Annotated in this window: 15 protein-coding genes; 5 read left to right on the forward strand and 10 right to left on the reverse strand. The window is 68.0% G+C overall.

Annotation, left to right across the window (positions count from 1 at the left end; all coding sequences use genetic code 11):
* Nucleotides 1-132: 132 nt before the first annotated feature.
* On the forward strand, nt 133-348 hold the full coding sequence (locus D6T63_RS00205; protein ID WP_120147033.1) for a hypothetical protein: 216 nt from the start codon (nt 133-135) through the stop codon (nt 346-348).
* Nucleotides 349-1218: 870 nt separating this feature from the next.
* Here the strand turns inward: D6T63_RS00205 and D6T63_RS00210 are convergent.
* The gene (locus D6T63_RS00210; protein ID WP_120147034.1) at nt 1219-2358 is read right to left on the reverse strand and encodes a carbohydrate kinase family protein; all 1140 of its coding nucleotides are present in this window, start codon (nt 2356-2358) and stop codon (nt 1219-1221) included.
* Nucleotides 2359-2466: 108 nt separating this feature from the next.
* On the opposite strand from D6T63_RS00210, the gene D6T63_RS00215 reads away from it, so the two are divergent.
* The gene (locus tag D6T63_RS00215) at nt 2467-3882 is read left to right on the forward strand and encodes a family 4 glycosyl hydrolase (protein ID WP_235830459.1); all 1416 of its coding nucleotides are present in this window, start codon (nt 2467-2469) and stop codon (nt 3880-3882) included.
* On the opposite strand, the gene D6T63_RS00220 is transcribed toward D6T63_RS00215, so the two are convergent.
* Nucleotides 3837-4637 carry an HpcH/HpaI aldolase family protein gene (locus D6T63_RS00220; RefSeq protein ID WP_120147035.1) on the reverse strand — a complete coding sequence of 267 codons (801 nt, stop codon included), beginning with the start codon at nt 4635-4637 and terminating at the stop codon, nt 3837-3839. The two genes, D6T63_RS00215 and D6T63_RS00220, sit on opposite strands and share 46 nt — an antisense overlap.
* A 214-nt stretch (nt 4638-4851) precedes the next feature.
* Here D6T63_RS00220 and D6T63_RS00225 point away from each other — a divergent pair, with 214 nt between their 5' ends.
* On the forward strand, nt 4852-5148 hold the full coding sequence (locus D6T63_RS00225) for a hypothetical protein (RefSeq protein WP_235830460.1): 297 nt from the start codon (nt 4852-4854) through the stop codon (nt 5146-5148).
* Between the two features lie 75 nt (nt 5149-5223).
* Here D6T63_RS00225 and D6T63_RS00230 read toward each other — a convergent pair whose 3' ends face one another.
* From D6T63_RS00230 to glmS, 8 genes are all read right to left on the reverse strand, one after another.
* Nucleotides 5224-5757: a GNAT family N-acetyltransferase gene (locus D6T63_RS00230; RefSeq protein WP_235830461.1), complete on the reverse strand. Its 534-nt coding sequence runs from the start codon at nt 5755-5757 to the stop codon at nt 5224-5226.
* Between the two features lie 155 nt (nt 5758-5912).
* Nucleotides 5913-7088 carry a GGDEF domain-containing protein gene (locus D6T63_RS00235; protein ID WP_120147036.1) on the reverse strand — a complete coding sequence of 392 codons (1176 nt, stop codon included), beginning with the start codon at nt 7086-7088 and terminating at the stop codon, nt 5913-5915.
* A gap of 156 nt (nt 7089-7244) precedes the next feature.
* Nucleotides 7245-8999, reverse strand: a complete 1755-nt coding sequence (gene treZ / locus D6T63_RS00240; protein WP_120147037.1) for a malto-oligosyltrehalose trehalohydrolase — start codon at nt 8997-8999, stop codon at nt 7245-7247.
* Nucleotides 8996-11308, reverse strand: a complete 2313-nt coding sequence (gene treY, locus D6T63_RS00245; protein WP_120147038.1) for a malto-oligosyltrehalose synthase — start codon at nt 11306-11308, stop codon at nt 8996-8998. The genes treZ and treY overlap by 4 nt, the downstream gene beginning before the upstream one ends.
* A gap of 51 nt (nt 11309-11359) precedes the next feature.
* On the reverse strand, nt 11360-13546 hold the full coding sequence (glgX, locus tag D6T63_RS00250; protein ID WP_120147039.1) for a glycogen debranching protein GlgX: 2187 nt from the start codon (nt 13544-13546) through the stop codon (nt 11360-11362).
* A gap of 136 nt (nt 13547-13682) precedes the next feature.
* On the reverse strand, nt 13683-15239 hold the full coding sequence (locus D6T63_RS00255; RefSeq protein WP_120147040.1) for a bifunctional ADP-dependent NAD(P)H-hydrate dehydratase/NAD(P)H-hydrate epimerase: 1557 nt from the start codon (nt 15237-15239) through the stop codon (nt 13683-13685).
* A gap of 44 nt (nt 15240-15283) precedes the next feature.
* Nucleotides 15284-15655 carry a holo-ACP synthase gene (locus D6T63_RS00260; RefSeq protein ID WP_120147547.1) on the reverse strand — a complete coding sequence of 124 codons (372 nt, stop codon included), beginning with the start codon at nt 15653-15655 and terminating at the stop codon, nt 15284-15286.
* A 120-nt stretch (nt 15656-15775) separates the two neighbouring features.
* The gene (glmS, locus tag D6T63_RS00265) at nt 15776-17716 is read right to left on the reverse strand and encodes a glutamine--fructose-6-phosphate transaminase (isomerizing) (RefSeq protein WP_120147041.1); all 1941 of its coding nucleotides are present in this window, start codon (nt 17714-17716) and stop codon (nt 15776-15778) included.
* Between the two features lie 61 nt (nt 17717-17777).
* Here glmS and coaA point away from each other — a divergent pair, with 61 nt between their 5' ends.
* On the forward strand, nt 17778-18755 hold the full coding sequence (gene coaA, locus D6T63_RS00270; protein WP_268877993.1) for a type I pantothenate kinase: 978 nt from the start codon (nt 17778-17780) through the stop codon (nt 18753-18755).
* A gap of 2 nt (nt 18756-18757) precedes the next feature.
* Nucleotides 18758-19684, forward strand: coding sequence for a D-alanyl-D-alanine carboxypeptidase family protein (locus D6T63_RS00275; protein ID WP_120147043.1), 927 nt, complete (start codon nt 18758-18760; stop codon nt 19682-19684).
* Nucleotides 19685-19695 lie beyond the last annotated feature (11 nt).

Below are 19695 nucleotides of genomic sequence, written 5' to 3' on the forward strand. Positions count from 1 at the left end.
CGCCGTCAGACCCCTCCGTTCTAAGCCTTCAGCCCCGCCCTGCCCTCACCGAGTCCAACTGTCTCTGAACCACGTGGCAGGGATGCCGGTAACTTGGGCCCCTGCCGACAGCGGTCTACGACCGAGTTCGTCATGCGTGAGGAACTGATCATGCTCACCGCGGCCGAGCTTCACGGCCAGAACTGCCGGCCCACCGACTTCCCCGAACCACGTCGGGTGTATGCGTGGGTCCGCTACCCGTCGAAGGCCATCCGCGTCCGGGCGCACGCGATCGCGTACACACGCACAGCGGTAAAAATCCGGTTCCTCGAACCCCTCATCAAGATTCAACGTGAGGGCGGGGTGTAGCTAGGTGCAGTCACGCCCGCTGAAAACCTGACGAGATAAGCAGGCCAGCGGGGGTTCACGAGTACGACAACCACGTGGAGCAAGTCACCTACGAGCTATCGCGCAACCATAGCGCGGAAACCTCCAGCATCTTCAACTACACCTTGCAGCCTTTTTTCTGCGTGCGATTTCGGCGATACCCGACCATTCAGGGCGACGACGGTAGCGAACTGCGGGCGATGATGCGCAGAAAAGGGTGCGGGGGCGGTCTCGGGTGGAGGAATGGTCACGGCTGTAGTCTTCCGGTGCAGGGTGAACGGCAGGTGACCGGATTCGTCGGCTGTCCACGGGTCCGCGCAGTCTACCGGGCACCGGCTGGGGTCAGGGGCTGCGCTCGCCCTAGAATGGCTCGGTGAGCACCCCCAATCCCCACCCTTCGGGTCTCACCCCTGAAACGAGAGAAGGCCCCGCGCCAACGGGACCTTCATCTTCGCTCAGGGTCGAATCCGAGCTAGGTATACGGCTGTAGATGCACGTGATACACACCTAGGTTAGGTCCAGTTGGACGTCAAGTCGAACGGGCCCCTTACCTTGCGGTGCTTTGTCATGTGGTGACGTACCTGGCTCCTCTGTTCGCGCTAGCGAAAGGAGCACAACCAGATGAACCGCAAGAGGCGCCTGACGAACTGGGCGAAGTTCTCCTTCTTCACCAACGTGATCAGGCTGACTATCACCCTGATTCACGACTACTGGCTCGACAGCTAGACACCAGCAGTGGGTCGCCGGGCGTAACACTCACGCCCGGCAGCTCGACGCGCCGCTATTCTTCGGTATCGCGTTCTGGCGCACTCGGGGTCTCCCCTCAATTCACCTCAAGGCTGTCGGCGCCGCTCACCCCAGGTCCCCTAGTCCGTCCCACCGGATCTCGGCAGGACCCGACGCCGGTGACGCGTCGGACTGCCGTGCGATCGTCGCCGTCGCCCGGCGCACGTCCTCGGTGGGGACGCCGGACACCAGGTGCTCGAGGAAGGCGTAGCGGCGCAGCCACTGCTTCCGGACGCCGTCGCGCCCTGTGTTGACCCGATGCCACCAATCCGCGATGTCGCCCCAGCCCGGCGCAGCGAGGGAACCGCCGACATGCTGCACGGACAGAGAAGCGCACAGGTTCGCGAAGCTGAGCCGGTCGGCGAGCGGGAAGCCCGCGAGGTCGCCCATGACGAAGGCTGCACCGAAGCAGTCGCCCGCTCCCGTCGGGTCATAGGCCGAGACAGGCAGTGCCGGAACCCACTCCTCCTCCCCTGTCAGCGAGTCGATGGCCATCGCACCCTGCTGGCCCACCGTCACGACGGCGACGGGGACACGATCCGCGAGCGAGTAGAGGGCTGCCCACGGATCATCCGTCCGCGTGTACGCCATGGCCTCGGCACCGTTGGGCATGAACGCGTAGAAGTGCTCGAGTGATACCAGCGTCTCAGGGGCCCACTTCCCCGCGGGGTCCCAGCCGACGTCGCCGAACAGCTTCGTCCCGCCGGCCGCGGCGGCCTGCGCCCAGGGCTCCATCTCCTGCTCCACCCCGACGACGGCGGCCCTGCAGGACGGCGGCGTGCCCATCAGTTCGGAGGCGCTCAGCGGAGATGGATGGCCGTGCGTGACCATCGACCGGTCCTGGTGCACCGACAGGGACACCGTCACGGGCGAGTGCCACTGCTCGAAGACACGGGACCGCGAGAGGTCGACATGCTCCTGGTCCTGCAGCACATCCCAGTTGAACTGACCGTAGCCGTCGTCACCGAACGCTGCTGCGAGGGTTGTCCTGAGCCCGAGCCGGCTCGCCGCGATGGCCTGGTTGGCGATGCCTCCCGGGCCGGAGCCCATGCCGTCCGTCCAGACCTCCGTCCCGGGCGACGGCAAGTGCTCCAGACCCGTGAAGATGATGTCGAAGAAGACCTGTCCGGCGAGCAGGAGGTCGAAATCGGGGCCGTCCGGGCCGCGCGTGGCCGCCAACGGATCGAAGCGGAGCTGTGGGGACATGTACGGCACAATACTTGCAAGACCCGGGTTACGGGTCCCGAACCATCGCATCTTCACCACGGCCGGCGGTAGTCCAACCCGCCGGAACAACGGAAAGCGGGACCAGCAGTGGGCTCATCGACAGGCTCCGGCGCCACCCTGGTGGTCGTGGGTGGTGGAGGTTTCCGCGTGCCGCTGGTCTATCGGGCCCTCGCCGACGGACCGTTCGCAGGGCTCGTGTCCGACGTCGTCCTGTTCGACGCCCAGCAGGAGCGGTCCCATGCGATCGCCCGCGTGCTGAAGGCAATGCCCCGTGCAGCCGGAGGCCCGGCGCTGTCGGTCCGTGTGGAGACCCGGCTCGAGGAAGCGCTACCCGGAGCGGACATCGTTTTCGCGGCGGTCCGCAGTGGTGGAACCGAGGGGCGCGTGCTCGATGAGCGCGTCGCCCTGGCCGCCGGACTGCTGGGGCAGGAGACCATCGGTGCGGGCGGTATCTCCTACGCCCTCCGCTCCATTCCGGACATGATGCACGTCGCTTCCGCGATCCGCGACCTTGCTCCCGACGCCTGGCTCATCAACTTCACCAATCCGGCAGGCATGGTCACCGAGGCGGTCTCGGCGGTACTGGGTGGTCGGGTCATCGGCATCTGTGATTCGGCATCCGGGCTCGTGGCCCGCGCCGCTCAGGCTGTGGGTCTTGAGCTGGGTGATTCCCTCGCCGGCGTCGATTACGTAGGCCTCAATCATCTGGGCTGGCTCCGTGGGCTCGACGGCGGCGCAAAGAGCGGGCTCGACGGCGGCGCGGACGGCGGCGCGGACGGCGGGCGCGACCTTCTTCCCGGTCTCCTGGCTGATCCCGTTCGCCTCGCGGCATTAGAGGAAGGCCGCCTCTTCGGCCCCGACCTCCTCCGTACTCTCGGCGCCCTGCCCAACGAGTACCTGTTCTACTACTACTTCCATCGGGAGGCGCTGCGCTCCATCCGGAGTGCGGACCGGACCCGCGGCGAGATCCTGCGGGACCAGCAGGAGAACCTCTATCCACGCCTCGCCGCGGCCGGTGATCCCTTCGCTGTTTGGGAGGACGCGCGGTGCGAACGGGAGTCCGGTTACCTGGCCGAGGCACGCTCGGCGGACGAGGAGCGCGATGAGGCCGACCTCGCGGGCGGCGGATACGAGCGCGTTGCCCTGCAGGTCATGCGGTCGCTGTTGACGGACCAGCGGGCGGACCTGATCCTCAACGTGAGGAACGGGCGGACCTTCCCGGGGCTGCCGCAGGACGCCATCGTCGAGGTGCCGTCCGTGGTGGATGCGGCCGGCGCCAGGCCCCTTTCTACGGCCCCCCTGACGCCACACCAGCTGGGGCTCATGTCCACGGTGAAGGCTGTCGAGCAGGACACCATACGGGCCGCGGTGCACCGTGACCGCGACGCAGCCCTCCGGGCTTTCGCCGGGCACCCACTGGTCGACTCGTTCCACGCAGCATCGGCGGTCCTTGCCGGTTACGAGAAGGAATTCCCGGCATTGCGGGCATCCTGGGTCGGCTGATCGGACCCCGCCTGGCGTAGCCGCTGTCGAAGCGCGCCGACGCCGAGCGACAGCAGGGCTGCGTCCGTGGTGGAGGCGATCCAGTCGAATCCCGCTGCTGCAAGGAGTGCTGCACGTTCAGGAGTGCCGGCGTACGCGCCGGCCAGGATGCCCGCAGCACGGCAGGCCCGGACGATCCTCGGAAGTGGTGCGTCGTCGCCGGTCGACGCGAGCAGGCCATCCACCTGCAGGCCCAGTGCGAGCGACAGGTCGAACGGACCCACGAAGACCATGTCCACGCCGGGAACCGCGGTGATCGCCTCGACGGCGTCGAGTCCGGCAGCGGTCTCGATCATCACGGCGCACAGCGGGACCGCGTGGTTGCCTGCGTCGGCTCCAGGCGCATACGCGGGCCGGCTGCCATGCAGCGGCCCCCAGCTGCGCGCACCGAGAGGCGGATAGTGGCTCGCAGTCACGGCCGCCGCGGCGTCGTCCACGCTGTCGACGAGTGGGACGATGACGCCGTCCGCTCCGGCGTCGAGCGCCCGCCCGATGAGCGCGGCATCATTGATCGCCACCCGTACGAGCATCGGGGCGGCGTCGATGCTCCGGCGGCAGAGGGTATCGCGGAGCGACCTGTCGTCGAAGTGCCCGTGCTGCGCGTCGAGGCCCACCCAGCCGAGGCCCGACGTCGTCAACTCGTTGGTGAGGCGGGGTTCGCCGAGCGTAGCCCAGGCGCCGAGCAGCGGGTCATGGAGGAGTGCCTGATCAGTCATGACCCCATTGTTGCCCGGCTGCACCCGCCGCGTCCCCCACGGGCAGGGACCCGCGGGTCAGGGTTCACCCGGAGAAGCGGAACTCCGGCAGTGCAACTCCGGGTCCCCACTGCACGACCTCCTTCGGGCGAGCGGAACAGCAGAGGATTCTGGACGAAGTGTCGTGCCTCAGGCTCTTGGCGCCTTGTTCCCATGTCCTGCATAAAATGCAGGTGTGCGCTATCCCATGCCGACCCCCAGGAAGGGCGGCAGTCTCCTGCTGTACTGGGTGATCGCCCTGCTTACTGCGGTCGCGCAGCTCATCGCGGGATATTTCTATCTGGTCAGCGGTCTGGCCGCCCCGCTGTGGGCTGTGGCGTTGTTCCTCGTGTGGTGGGTGGTTCTCACACGAGTCGGCGTGAAGTTGGCGTTACTCCGGTCGTACTGGTTGGTCCTTGTTCCCCTCGTGGCGGTCTCCACGTGGTTCGGCGCGATGTGGGCCGGCGACGCATTCCTGGGGTGGATGGCCTGAGCACCATCGAAGGGGATCCGCCGCGGCCTCGCTGCGTGCATGCCTTCATCCGGACCCGGAGATGCCGGACACGTGCTAGAGGAATCGATGCATGATGTGCAGTCCGGTGGGCCCGGCGGTGGGGTGGAGGAATGCTCCCGGCACGGTCCCGACGACGGCGAAACCGAGAGACATCCAGAGAGCCACCGCCCGCTCGTTCGTCTGCACGACGGCGTTGAACTGCATCGCGGCGTAGCCGGCGAGCCTCGCTTTCTCCAGTACATGACCTGCAAGCGCCCGGCCGATACCCCTTCCTCCGGCGTCGGCCGCGACCAGGAAGGACGCGTTGGAGACGTGGGCGCCGTTACCGCCACGGTTGGCATGTAGCTGTGCGGTGCCGACCACGCGGTTCGTCGAGGGATCGACGACGACGAAGACGACGAGCGTCGGATCCGGGCCCTCGGAACCGGGGAGCCATTCGAGCCGTGCGGCCACCTCGTCCATGGACGTGTCCCAGCAGTAGGTCTCCCCTGCCCGCGCCACCGGCTCCATGATCGCCCAGATGGCGGGCCAGTCCTCGTCACGCGCCACCCTGAACCGGAACATCAGCTCCCCTGTGCCCTGGTCCATGCATCGAGGTCCGGTTCGACGGCGAACTCGCGATACGGCACTCTCTCGTAACGGTCATCGGCGGGGTAGAGAACCATTTCTTCATCCTAGGCCAGCAGGTGGTCAGCGCCGGAGCGCACGGAGACCGCTCGCGGAACCCGAAGCACTTGCGGTGGTCATGCCGACCGACTGCCCTTCGAACCCGCGGGCCGGGTGGCCCTGACCGCCCTGTCCCGCCCGCTCGCCTTCGCCGCATAGAGCGCCTGATCGGCCGCGGCGATCGTGGCATCGAGGTCGTAGTCGTGCGCGTCCAGGGCGGCAATACCGTAGCTCACCGTCGGCATCTCGAGTCGACCAGGTGTCGTGTGCTCCTGGAGCGACAGGCTGACGTCGCGGGCGATGTCCTCGCTTCGGGAAACCGTTGCGCCGGGCAGCAGGAAGATGAACTCCTCACCGCCATAGCGACCCACGAGGTCGGTGGAGCGGACGGTCTCGGTGGACACCTCGGCAAAGGCCTTGAGCACCGTGTCGCCCGCCGCATGTCCGTAGGTGTCATTGACCGCCTTGAAGAAGTCGAGGTCCGCGAGGATCAGCGCGCCCGGGCGGTTGGACCGGGCCAGACGATCCACCTCCTTCTGCGCGAGATCGATGAAACCTGAGCGGTTGAACAGGCCGGTGAGCGAATCACGGTCCGCCCGGGCGCGGAGGTCCGTGGCGATCTGCTCGGCGCTCAAGGCGGCGGCGCTGAAGGAGACGACGACGAGCAGGACCATGGTGATGAGCGTGGTGATGCCCGAGCCGAAGTAGGCGGTGAAGACGTAGCCGTCCTGTCCGCCGGCGATGAACGCGATACATCGCCCGGAATACAGGACTGCTACAAGGGCGGAGGCGACCGCGAGCGGCGCCTCGACACGGCTGTAGCTGCTCGGCAGCCGCCACAGCTCCCAGGATGCAAGGCCGATCGTCAGCGACATCATGCCCAGGTAGACGGGTCCGCCGGACCACGTGTTCGTGGCGGGGTCGTCCAGTACGGAGGCGAGCAGTGTCAGCAGGGGCGCGGCAGACAACTGCAGCCAGGCGGGTTTGCTGGTTCGGAGGGTCCTCGCCCCCGCCCACACGCTGACGGTCCCCATGACCAGAAGGGTATTGCCCATCGGGTTGGCCCACACCTGATGAACGGTGCCGTCCAGCAGGTAGCCGCAGGTCCCCGTGAAGAAGAACGCGATCGCGGCGCACCACCAGGCACTGTAGGCGGACCGTGTCTGGCGGAAGGACACCGTATAGAACAGCACGAAGAGGGTGATGGCGACGGCGCCGAATGCCACCCGCAGTGTCGTGGTGTCCAGGGTCATGGTCTTGTCGCCGCCTCGTGTCTGCTGGACCCCTCACCGCTCGGTGACGGGGCCGGCCTCCCTCCGGGAAGGGCCTCCAGCCCAGTATGCAGCAGCGTACCGACCCTTCACCCGGTCGGTATGCCAGTTCGGTCGACGCCCTTGGGGAGTTCCGACCTAGGCGGCGGCCAGGCTCAGGACGAGCGAGGCGTGCGCCGGAAGCTGCACCGTGTCGGCAAGCAGCCCCACCCCCTCGACCGTGGCAAGCAGGACCTCGGCGTCGACGCCGCCCACAGGAACGCTCACCATCCGGTCACTCAGGTTCAGAAGGACGGCGGTGCTGCCCCGGTGGAGGACGATCCAGCGGTCGTCCTCGTCGAACTCCACCGAGACGCTACCGAAGTCGGCGTCGCGCAGTTCCGGACGGGAGCGGCGCAGGCGGATGAGGTCGCGGTAGGTCGAGAACAGGTCTGCATGGTGGCCCTGCCCCAACTCGTTCCAGTCGAGCTTCGCCGAGGCGAACGTCTCCGGGTCCTGCGGGTTCGGAACGTCTTCCGGGCGCCAGCCCATGCGCTCGAATTCCTTGAGGCGTCCCTCCGCGGTCGCCTTGCCGAGCTCCGGCTCGGGGTGGGAGGTGAAGAAAGGCCACGGAGTCGAGGCTCCGTACTCCTCGCCCATGAAGAGCATCGGGGTGAAAGGACCGAGGATGTTGAGCACGGCCGCCTGTGCGAGCTGCGCCGGATTCAGGGTGGCGCTGATGCGGTCACCCGCGGCCCTGTTGCCGATCTGGTCGTGGTTCTGAGTGCAGACCACCAGTTGCAGCGGCGTGACGCGGACCGGGTCGATCTCGCGGCCATGGTGCCGTTCCCTGAAGGAGGAGTAGGTCCCGTTGTGGAAGAAACCCTTCCCGAGGACCTTCGCGAGCGCTCCTACCGAGTTGAAGTCGAGATAGTACCCCTCGGTCTCACCCGTGAGGTTGACGTGCACCGCGTGGTGGAAGTCGTCGCTCCACTGGCCGGCGAGGCCATAGCCGCCCACCTCGCGGGACTGGATGAGCCGCGGGTTATTGAGGTCGGATTCGGCGATGAGGAACAGCGGCTTGCCGAGTTCTGCGGCGCAGGCGTCGGTCCGCGCACCGAACTCCTCGAGGATGTGTACGGCGCGCTCGTCATGGAGGGCGTGGACGGCGTCCAGCCGGAGTCCGTCCACGTGGTAGTCCGTGAACCACATGAGCAGGTTCTCGAGCACGTAGTTCCGCACCTCGTCGGACTGCGGCCCGTCCAGGTTGAGGGAATCGCCCCACGTGTTGGACATCCCCTCCGTCAGGTACGGACCGAACAGTCCGAGGTAGTTCCCGCTCGGGCCGAGGTGGTTGTAGACCACGTCCTGGATGACGCCGAGGCCCTTCTGGTGGGCGGCGTCGACGAACCGCTGGTATGCCGCCGGCCCGCCGTAGGTCTCCTGTACCGCGTACCAGAGGACACCGTCGTAGCCCCAGTTGTGGGTGCCGTTGAAGGCGTTGACGGGCAGCAGCTCCACGTACTGCACGCCGAGGTCCACGAGGTGGTCTAGCTTGCCGATCGCGGCGTCGAGCGTTCCCTCGGGCGTGAAAGTTCCCAGGTGCATCTCGTAGATGACACCGCCGTTCAGGCCTGGGGACTGCCACCCCTCGTCCTGCCACGCGTGAGCCGCGGGGTCGAAGGTCTGCGAGAGCTTGTGGACGCCCTCGGGCTGGCGGCGGGAGCGGGGATCCGGCACGGGGGTGTCGGATCCGTCGACGAGGTAGCCGTAGGAGACGTCTTCGCTGGTAGCGGGTTCTTCTACCGGCCGCCACCAGCCGCCCTCGCCCTGCGTCATCGGGTGTCGAGCGCCCTCCACGACGAGCGTGAGGGACTCGGCGCGGGGCGCCCAGACATCGAAGTTGGAACTCATGATGCGTCCTCCTGGACCAGTAGCGCTGCGGGGAGAGTGGCGAAAAGATCGGCTGCGCGGACTGTGCCGCCGGTGACCGGAGATCCCGTCAGCGCGCAGGTGTAGCGTCCGGCGGGAATCTCCACCGTGGTGTCGCCCCATCCGCCGCGCTGGGCGAGCCCGTACGGCAGGCGCGTGATGAGGGTTACGGCACCGCCGCGGTCGAAACCGAACACGTGGTTCGCGGCTTCGCCTGCCGGAGCGATCGCGATGTACCCGGTGAACAGCTCCGGGCGGTCGCGGCGCAGCCTGAGGGCCCGGGCCACCACGAGCAGCTTGGCGTGGGCATCCGCTCCGAGCTGCGGCAGGGCACCGAAGTCGATGTCCGTCAGCACCTGGCGGCGCGCGTCGTAGTCGACCTCGCGTCGGTTGTCCGGGTCCACGAGGGACGTGTCCCAGAACTCCGTGCCCTGGTACACATCGGGTAGGCCGGGCATGGTGAGCTGGAGCAGCTTGAGGCCGATGGAGTTCGACCAGCCCGCCTGCTGGATCCGTTCGACGAAAGCGGTCACGAGCGCCGACACGGCAGCGTCGTCGAACGCCGCGTCGACGGCAGCGTGCATGCCGCGCTCGAAGTCCTCGTCGGGGGCGGTCCAGTGCGTGCTGAGGTCGGCTTCACGCGATGCCTTCTCGGCATAGGCGTGGGCCCGCTCGCGGGTGAGCGGCCATGCCCCGATGAGCGACTGCCACAGCAGGGGCGCGAACGTCGGGTCGCCGATGGGCGCGAGCTCCTCGAGCTGGGCGAGGATCCGCGTCCACTCGTCCGCGAGCTCGGAGATCACCGAGATGCGCGTCCGCGTGTCCTCGCTCCGCTTGGTGTCATGCGTGCTGAGCGTGGTCATGGCCAGGGGGCTGTCCGTCTCGCGCTCCAGCAGCCGCCGGTGGAGTTCCAGCGGATCCAGCGAGAAGATGCCAGGATCCGCGCCGACCTCGTTGAGCGAGACGAGACGCGAGTACCGGTAGAACGCCGTGTCCTCCACGCCCTTGGCCATGACCATGCCGGAGGTCTGCTGGAAGCGTCGCGCCAGCTCGGTGAGCTCGCCCTCCCCTTCGAGGAACGGATTCAGGAGCGGGTGGAGCGCGGCGATGGTGTCCGCGAGGTCGGGCCGCCGCACCTGGGCGTCCCGCACGGCCTCCGCGAGGTACTCGGCACCGCCGGGGAGGTAGCTGCGGTAGACCGGGAAGCACGTGAGCAGTTCGGCGATGGCGTCCGCTGCCGACCCGGCGTCGAGCCCTGCAGCGGAAGGGACGAGACGCGCCAGCCTCAGTACCTCGGAGCGGAGGATCCCGTCGGCGATCCCGCGCTTGGTCCCGTGGATCATCTCGTGGAACGGATCGACCGGCACCGAGGCCGTCAGGACGTGCTCGCCGGCAGGGTCGGTGAAGAGCCTGTCGATGTCCGCCAGCGCGTCGTAGCCGGTGGTCCCCTCGGTGGCCCAGTCCGTCGGAAGCTTCTCCCCCGGCTCGAGGATCTTCTCCACGAGCACGTAGGCGCCGCCGGTCAGGGTACGGAGGTCCTCGAGGTAGCCCTTGGGGTCCGCGAGGCCGTCGGGGTGATCGATCCGGAGACCGTCCACGAGCCCCTCGTCGAACCACCGCTTCACCTCGCTGTGGCTCTCCTGGAAGACCCACGGCACCTCCACGCGAAGGCCCGCGAGGCTGTTGACGCCGAAGAAGCGCCGGTAGTTGAGTTCGCTGTCCGCGCGGCGCCAGTTCACCAGCTCGTAGTGCTGGCGGGCGTGCACCTCGGCGCCCGTGTCGCCGGGATGCGCTGTGCCCTCGGCGATGGGATACCGGTTGTCGTAGTAGTGCAGTTCACCGTCGACGACGACGAGCTGCTCGAGTTCGCCGTCGCCGTCGCCGAGGACCGGCACGCGGATGCGCCCGTCATTGGCGTCCCAGTCCACGTCGAACGCCTCAGCCATGCGCGAGGAGCGGCCCTCCTTCAGGAGCTGCCACCACCACGCATTGTCGGCGGGTGTCTCGATACCCATGTGGTTCGGGACGATGTCGACGAGGACCCCCATGCCGGCCGCCCGCGCGGCCTCGCTGAGCTCGGCGAGGCCGGCGGGTCCGCCGCGGTCGGGGTCGACGGTGGTGGGATCGGTCACGTCGTAGCCGTGGCCCGACCCCTTCTCCGCCGTCAGGATCGGCGACAGGTACACCCAGTCCACCCCCAGGTCCTGCAGGTACGGCACCAGGGCCGCAGCCCGATGCAGGTCGAACTCGCTCCGGATCTGCAGCCGGTACGTCGATGTCGGTGTCAACACGTGGGGGTCCTCCTGGGACGGTGGGTGTGGGTGTACCTGTCGAAGGTGGTGCTAGGCGGTGCCGGTCTTGGAGGTGACCTCGTTGGCGAGGATCGCCAGCGATGCCGCCACCGAGTGGTCGAGGTCCTCGACCTCCGAGTGCGCCCTCAGGACCACCATGGACTTCCCCTCGACGGTGACGACCGCACCGGACGGGATGGCCTCGGTGTCGGCGTACTTGCCGGCGGTGTCGATCACCTCGTCCCAGGACGCGCCGTACTCCTCCGACGGAACGGTGAAGTCCACGGCCTCGTCGTGCGCGTTGAAGTACAGCAGGAAGTTGGCGTCCACGATCCGCTGGCCGCGGGCGTCGCGACCCTGGATGCCATGGCCGTTGAGGAAGACACCGATCGAGCGGCCGAAACCGCTGTCCCAGTCCTCGGGGGCCATGAGCTCACCGGTGGTGTCCAGCCATACGATGTCCGGCAGCGCCTCTCCCTCGCCGCGGCGGACCGGGCGTCCGTCGAAGAAACGACGGCGGCGGAAGGTCGGGTGCTCGGACCGCAGGCGGTTGACCGCTGCCGTGAATTCGAGCAGTGGCTGGTCCATCTTGTCCCAGTGCACCCAGCTCAGCTCGGAGTCCTGGCAGTAGGTGTTGTTGTTGCCCTCCTGGGTGCGTCCCAGTTCGTCGCCGTGCAGCAGCATCGGAACGCCCTGCGAGAGCAGGAGCGTCGCGATGAAGTTGCGCTGCTGGCGCACGCGGATCGCCAGGACCTCCGGATCGTCCGTGGGGCCCTCGACGCCGGCGTTCCACGAACGGTTGTGCGATTCGCCGTCGTTGTTGTCCTCGCCGTTGGCCTCGTTGTGCTTCTCGTTGTAGGACACGAGGTCGCGCAGCGTGAAGCCGTCGTGGGCGGTGACGAAGTTGATCGATGCGACGGGGCGCCGGGCCGAGTGCTCGTAGAGGTCTGCCGAGCCCGTGAGGCGTGAGGCGAACTCACCGATGCTCGAGTGCTCTCCACGCCAGAAGTCGCGGACGGTGTCGCGGTACTTGCCGTTCCACTCCGTCCACTGCGGCGGGAAGTTGCCCACCTGGTAGCCACCGGGGCCGACGTCCCACGGCTCGGCGATGAGCTTGACCTGCGAGACCACGGGATCCTGCTGCACGAGCTCGAAGAAGGCCGAGAGGCGGTCCACCTCGTAGAACTCACGCGCCAGGGCGGAGGCGAGGTCGAAGCGGAAGCCGTCCACGTGCATCTCGGTCACCCAGTAGCGCAGCGAATCCATGAGCAGCTGCAGCGCGTGCGGGTTGCCGACATTCAGCGAATTCCCGGTGCCGGTGGTGTCCATGTAGTACTGCTTGTCGTCCTCGACCAGTCGGTAGTAGGCCGAATTGTCGATGCCGCGCATCGAGAGCGTGGGGCCCATGTGGTTGCCCTCGGCCGTGTGGTTGTAGACGACGTCGAGGATGACCTCGATGCCTGCGAGGTGCAGCTCGCGCACCATGGCCTTGAATTCCTGGACCTGCTCGCCCTGGTCGCCCGTGGAGTTGTACTTGTTGTGCGGCGCGAAGAACCCGATGGTGTTGTAGCCCCAGTAGTTCGAGAGGCCCTTCTCCTGGAGGGTGCTGTCATTGACGAACTGGTGCACGGGCATGAGCTCGATCGCCGTCACGCCGAGCTTCTGCAGGTGCGCGATGACGGACGGGTGGGCTATACCCGCGTACGTTCCGCGCTGGTCCTCCGGGATGTCCGGGTGCAGCTGGGTCAGCCCCTTGACGTGCGCCTCGTAGATGACCGACTGGTGGTACGGCGTGCGCGGCATGCGGTCGCCGTCCCAGTTGAAGAAGGGATTGACGACGACGGCGAGCATCATGTGCGGCGCGGAGTCCTCGTTGTTGACCGAGTTCTCGTCGCCGAAGTTGTAGCCGAACAGTGCCTGGTCCCAGTCGAGATCGCCGGAGATGGCCTTCGCGTAGGGATCGAGGAGGAGCTTGTTGGGGTTGCAGCGGTGTCCCTCGGCCGGGTTGTTGGGGCCGTGCACCCGGTAGCCGTACTTCTGTCCGGGGTTCACATGGGGGAGATAGCCGTGCCAGACATAGCCATCGATCTCCTTGAGTTCGACGCAGGTCTCGGTGCCCTCGTCATCGAAGAGGCAGAGGACAACGGAGTCCGCGATCTCGCTGTAGAGCGCGAAGTTCGTTCCCGTGCCGTCGTAGGTTGCTCCCAGGGGGTACGCATCGCCGGGCCATAATTCCATGAGTTCTCCTTGGTGTCTTCTGCCGCAGCCGCCACCTGGGCGGCCGCGGTCATACTCGCGGCGTCGGGGTTCTTGTGCCCCGGTCGCATACTTCATACATAGCGCATTGATCTGTCGGTCAGGTTGACCGCGTCCCTCACATCGCTAGGCGACGCTCCTCGAGGAGTTCCGCTATGACCGCGCCGATGTCGGCCCGAAGGTCTGAAACCACTATGGGGCCACGCCGGGCAGCACGCTGTCCGGCCCGACCGTGGATCAGGGCTCCCGCCGCGGCAACGGCAGCCCACAGGTCCTCCTCCGCCAGGCCCAGGCGGCTCGCCGCGTGGTCGTCCCCCGCCACGCTTGCGGCGAGTGCCCCGATGATGCCCGAGAGCGTGTCACCGGACCCGGCGCTCGAGAGCCACGGGGTCGCGTCGGTCTGCGCAATGAGGATACCTGACGGCGCTGCGACGACGGTCGTGAAGCCCTTGAGCAGGACGGTGGCCCCCGTGATCTCGGCGGCGCGGAGCGCAAAATGGGCCGGTTCCGCCTCGATGTCCGACCGCTCGGCGTCGACGCCGCGTTCGGCAAGCACCTGGCGCAGCTCACCGGCGTGCGGCGTCAGGATGACCTGTGGCCCCACGCGCTCGGGGATTCCGGCCAGCGCGCCCGCGTCGACGACGACGGGGAGCCCGGACGTCATGGCGTCGACCGCGCGCCGGCGCTGGTCATCGTCGTCCACCGCGCCCGGGCCCACGACCCACGCCTGTGACCTGGCTTCCGCGACGGAACCGGAGGAGGCGACCGCCTCGGGGTTCCGCTGGTGGATGAGCGACGCGACCGCGTCCGGACCGAGGTAGCGCACCATGCCGATGCCTGTGGCCAGGGCGGCGCCGACGGCCAGCGCGGCTGCGCCCGGGTAGCGGGCCGACCCGGCGGCGACGCCGAGGACACCGCGGGAGTACTTGTGGTCCAGCGGTGTCGGCAGGCGCAGGAGGGCTGCGACGTCCGCGTCGAGCAGGCGGCGGGCGGCGGGGGTGAACACCGCGAAGTCGAGTCCGATGTCGACGACGTTCAACTCACCGGTCGCGACGGCGCCGTTGCCGAGGAGGAGGCCGGGCTTCGCGGCACCGAAGGTCACGGTGGCGTCCGCGGCGAGGACCGGACCGTCGACCAACCCGGTATCGACGCCGATCCCGCTCGGCAGGTCACAGGCGACGACGATCGTGGAGCGCGTGGCCCGGGGTCCGGCAACGTCGTTGAACGCCTCGACGAACGCCCGGGCGCCCCCGCGCAGGCCGCCGGTGGCTCCCGTGCCGAGGATGCCGTCGAGAAGGATGTCAGCGCTGGAGGCGTGGGTCGCGAGGGCCGCAGGGTCCACGCCGTCGTCGAGCCTGACGCTGGCACCGCCTGCTCGCGTGAACGCAGCCAGCGACGCGGTGTGGACGCGGTCGGACAGGAGGATCGCCGTCGCTCCGACGCCCCGGCGCAGGAGCCGCTCCCCCGCGTAGAGGGCGTCCGCGCCGTTGTTGCCACCGCCGGCAAGGACGACGGCGGTAGCTCCATAGGTGCCTCGTCCGGCCTCGCGCAGCAACCCGAGGACGACGCCGAACAGGCCGTGTGCCGCCTTCTGCATCAGGGCATCACCCTGCCCGGCATCGATGAGGGGTGCCTCCGCAGCGCGGACGTCACTCCCGGAAAAGGCTTCAAGCATATGGTCGAGCTTAGCAATAAGCCGGGCGATAATCAGTACGGTTACTATCTGTTGCCCGCCGGGGGCATGCCTTCCGCGACGACCATGGCTGTGGCAAGGCCGCCGTCGTGGCTGATGGACAGGTGCCACGTCTCGACGCCGCGGGCCCGCGCTGCATCGGCTACGGTCCCGTCGACGACGACGGACGGAGCGCCCGCCTCGTCCACGTCGATGGTGCAGTGCTGCCAGTTCATGCCCACGGGAGCACCGAGCGCCTTGGCAATGGCTTCCTTCGCGGCGAAACGCGCGGCCAGGGACCGGGTGTGGAGCTGGCGCTCCGAGGGCACGAACAGCCGCTCCACGAGGGCCGGTGTGCGCTCGAGTTGCTGCCGGAAGCGTTCGATGTCGACGACGTCCACACCGATCCCCACGATCACGTCGCTGCCCCGCAGGCCGCCGCGGCATGGAACCGCGGCGACGACACGGCGTGGCACCGGAGCGGCGCGGCGTGGAACCGCAGCGACGCGGCGTGGCACCGGAGCGGCGCTGCGAAGCGACTACTCAACCGTGACCGACTTCGCCAGGTTGCGGGGCTGGTCCACGTCGTAACCCTTGGCGCTGGCGAGGGCGAGCGCGAAAATCTGCAGTGGAACGGTGGTCAGCAGCGGTGCGAGGAGCGTCGGGGAGGCCGGCACGTAGAACACGTGCTCGGAGTAGGCCTCCACCGAGGTGTCGCCCTCCTCCGCGATGACGATCGTGACGGCTCCGCGCGCGCGGACCTCCTGGACGTTGGAGACCACCTTCGAGTGCAGCGAGTCGCGCGCTCTCGGGGACGGCATGACCACCACGACGGGCTGGCCCTCCTCGATCAACGCGATCGGCCCGTGCTTGAGCTCGCCGGCAGCGAAGCCCTCCGCATGGATGTAGGCGAGTTCCTTGAGTTTGAGCGCGCCCTCCATGGCCACGGGGAATCCCACGTGGCGGCCCAGGTAGAGCACCGACTTCGCGTTCACCATGTCCGCACCGAGCTGCTTGATCTTGTCGGCGTCGTCGAGGATCGCCTGGATCTTGGCGGGGATCTCCGAGAGGTCGGCGAGCACGTCGGCGATCTCGTCGCGGTATTTGTTACCGCGCAGCTGCGCGAGGTAGAGGCCCAGCAGGTAGGCGGCGGTGATCTGGGCGAGGAACGCCTTCGTCGAGGCGACGGCGATCTCCGGGCCCGCGTGCGTGTACAGAACCGCATCGGACTCACGCGGGATGGTGGAGCCGTTCGTGTTGCAGATGGCCACCACCTTGGCGCCCTGTTCGCGGGCGTACCGAACGGCCATCAGGGTGTCCATGGTCTCCCCGGACTGGGAGATGGCGACCACGAGCGTCTTCTCGTTTACGATCGGGTCGCGGTAGCGGAACTCGTGGGACAGCTCGACCTCGGTGGGGATGCGGCACCAGTGCTCGATGGCGTACTTGGCCACCTGCCCGGCGTAGGCGGACGTTCCGCACGCGAGCACCACGATCTTGTCGACCGACCGAAGGATCGACTCGTCGATGCGCAGCTCGTCGAGCATGAGGTTGCCCCCGACGTCGGAACGACCGAGGAGGGTCTGGCCCACGGCGTCCGGCTGGTCGTGGATCTCCTTCTCCATGAAGGAGTCGAAGCCGCCCTTCTCCGCAGCGGCGGCGTCCCAACTGACATGGAACTCCCTACCCTCGGCGGGGGCCCCGAAGAAATCGGTGATGGCGACGTCGTCGGGCGTGATGGTGACGATCTGGTCCTGGCCGAGCTCGACGGCGCGACGCGTGAAGTCGATGAAACCCGAGACGTCGGAGCCGAGGAAGTTCTCGCCGTCGCCCAGTCCGACGACGAGCGGGGAGTTGCGGCGGCCCGCGACCACGGTGCCGGGCTGGTCCTGGTGGATGGCCAGGAGGGTGAAGGCACCCTCGAGGCGCTGGCACGCCTGCTGGAGCGCGAGCGTGAGGATATCCCCATCGACGCCGCTCGCCACGAGGCCTCGGTAGACGTAGCCGACGAGGGCGGCGGCCACCTCCGTGTCGGTGTCCGAGATGAAGGTCAGGCCCTCACCGGTCAGCTCGGCCTTCAGCTCCGCGTAGTTCTCGATGATTCCGTTGTGGATGAGGGCGAGCCTGCCATCGTCGGCCAGGTGCGGGTGCGCGTTCTGGTCGGTCGGTCCGCCATGCGTCGCCCAGCGAGTGTGGCCGATGCCTGTCAGCGACCGGGGCAGCGGGTTCGAGACCAGCTCCCCGATCAGGTTGGTGAGCTTTCCGGCCTTCTTCCGCGACTCGATTCCCGTCGGCGTGATCACAGCGACACCCGCGGAATCGTACCCGCGGTACTCGAGGCGCCGGAGTCCCTCCATGACGACGTCGAGCGCGCCATGCTGCGCATCTGCCGGTTCCTGATCGAAGGCCGGAGCGACCACATCAAGCGCCGACGTTCCCTGGCCGCGTTCCCTGCTTACATAACCCACAATTCCACACATGTCATCAAGCGTACCGGGGGCTGTGTTTGTTAATGCGCAGGCCACCGGGCAGAATCATCAGGTGAGTGACAGAAGCACGGGCACGCAGCAGGCCACCAGTGCCGAAACCTTCACCCCCTTCGTCGAACTGGACCGCCAGATGTGGTCCCGGCTGTCGCACGAGATCAAGAGCCCGCTCAACGTCGAGGACGTGCAGCGCCTCCGAGGTCTCGGGGACGCGCTCAACCTCGATGAGGTGCGCGAAGTCTATCTACCCCTCTCCCGCCTGCTGAACCTCTATATCGCTGCAGCCGGCCAGCTGCATGCGGCCACCAACACGTTCCTCGGCGAGACGACCACCAGGACGCCGTTCGTGATCGGTGTGGCGGGATCGGTAGCCGTCGGCAAGTCGACGACGGCGAGGGTGCTCCGTGAGCTCCTGCGCCGCTGGCCCGACACCCCGAACGTGGAACTCATCACCACGGACGGCTTCCTCTATCCGAACGCCGAGCTGGAGCGGCGCGGCCTCATGCAGCGCAAGGGATTTCCGGAGTCCTACGACCGTCGTCGTCTGCTGCGGTTCGTCAGCGAGGTCAAGAGCGGTGCCGCCGAGGTGCGCGCGCCCTGGTATTCGCACCTCACCTACGACATCGTGCCCGAGCGGGAGATCGTGGTGCGGAGGCCCGATGTGCTGATCGTGGAGGGCCTGAACGTCCTCGCGCCGGCCCGCCCGCGGCCGGACGGCATCACCGGACTGGCACTGAGCGATTTCTTCGACTTCTCCATCTACGTCGATGCGAAGACCACCAACATCAAGGAGTGGTACATCCACCGCTTCCAGTCACTGCGCTCGAGCGCGTTCGCCGACCCGGAGTCCTACTTCCACCGGTACGCGGACCTCAGTGACGAGGAGGCGCGCCGGACGGCGTCCCGTATCTGGGAGAGCATCAACGAACCCAACCTGCTCGCCAACGTGCTGCCGACGCGCGGCCGCGCTCAACTCGTGCTGACCAAGGATGCCGACCACTCGGTCCGACGCATGCTCCTGCGGAAGACCTGACCATGCGCCTCCTGCCGTCGGTGGCGGTGGCGCTCCTGACTGTCACCCTCACGGCGGCCGCCCTCTCGGCGTGCGCGGCTCCGGCGCCGACGGCGGATACGGTCACCAGTGCCGCCTCCACGCCGTCATCGGCACCGCGTCCCGCGGGAGACCTGCCCACGCCGCCCGGGGTGCTGCCTGCCCCGGAGCAGCGCGAGCCCGTTCCCTCTGTCACCGGCTCGGGTGCGGCTGCGAGGCCGCCGACGGTCCCCCCGGCGTCCGCGCCCGTCACGACGCCGGCCCCATTGCCGCCTCCATCGCCGGCTCGATCGCCCTCCGCGACGGCTGACGCTGCCGGCCTGCACACCGATCCCGGCGCCGTCGACGTCGTCGTCAACAAACGCCGCCCCCTCACTCCGCCCGACTACGCCCCCGCCGACCTCCGCCGGCCGGACGTCGCCACCGCCACCGACAACGCCCTCCTGCGCCCCGACGCTGCGACGGCTGTGGAGGAGCTGTTCGCGGCGGCGGGCGAGGACGGCGTGGGACTGGTCGTCGTCAGCGGGTACCGCTCGTACGCGAACCAGGAAGCGACCTACGCCTACTGGGTCGGCGAGTACGGCGACGCGTCGGGCGCGGATACCGTGTCCGCACGGCCGGGCTACTCGGAGCACCAGACGGGACTCGCGTTCGACATCGGCCAGGCCGACGGCGCCTGCACACTCGTGCTGTGCTTCCGCGACAACCCCGCAGCACAGTGGGCTGCGGCCAACGCGGCCGAGTTCGGGATCATCCTCCGCTACCCGCAGGGCTTCGACGTGATCACCGGATTCTCGGCGGAGTCCTGGCACTTCCGGTACGTGGGCAGGGACACGTCCCTGGCGATGAGGGCGGCCGGCACCGAGACGCTCGAGGAACACTTCGGCCTGTCGCCCGCGCCGTCGTACTGATCACCGGGCTC

It is taken from the genome of Arthrobacter cheniae (assembly GCF_003602275.1).
Lineage (GTDB): Bacteria > Actinomycetota > Actinomycetes > Actinomycetales > Micrococcaceae > Arthrobacter_D > Arthrobacter_D cheniae.

What these genes read in the sequence shown, in the direction of transcription:
- D6T63_RS00220 (WP_120147035.1), bottom strand. Translation starts at nt 4,637, where the DNA reads ATGACTGATCAGGCACTCCTCCATGACCCGCTGCTCGGCGCCTGGGCT.
- D6T63_RS00275 (WP_120147043.1), top strand. Translation starts at nt 18,758, where the DNA reads ATGCGCCTCCTGCCGTCGGTGGCGGTGGCGCTCCTGACTGTCACCCTC.
- glgX (WP_120147039.1), bottom strand. Translation starts at nt 13,546, where the DNA reads ATGGAATTATGGCCCGGCGATGCGTACCCCCTGGGAGCAACCTACGAC.
- D6T63_RS00235 (WP_120147036.1), bottom strand. Translation starts at nt 7,088, where the DNA reads ATGACCCTGGACACCACGACACTGCGGGTGGCATTCGGCGCCGTCGCC.
- D6T63_RS00210 (WP_120147034.1), bottom strand. Translation starts at nt 2,358, where the DNA reads ATGTCCCCACAGCTCCGCTTCGATCCGTTGGCGGCCACGCGCGGCCCG.
- glmS (WP_120147041.1), bottom strand. Translation starts at nt 17,716, where the DNA reads ATGTGTGGAATTGTGGGTTATGTAAGCAGGGAACGCGGCCAGGGAACG.
- D6T63_RS00255 (WP_120147040.1), bottom strand. Translation starts at nt 15,239, where the DNA reads ATGCTTGAAGCCTTTTCCGGGAGTGACGTCCGCGCTGCGGAGGCACCC.
- D6T63_RS00230 (WP_235830461.1), bottom strand. Translation starts at nt 5,757, where the DNA reads ATGGACCAGGGCACAGGGGAGCTGATGTTCCGGTTCAGGGTGGCGCGT.
- treZ (WP_120147037.1), bottom strand. Translation starts at nt 8,999, where the DNA reads ATGAGTTCCAACTTCGATGTCTGGGCGCCCCGCGCCGAGTCCCTCACG.
- D6T63_RS00205 (WP_120147033.1), top strand. Translation starts at nt 133, where the DNA reads ATGCGTGAGGAACTGATCATGCTCACCGCGGCCGAGCTTCACGGCCAG.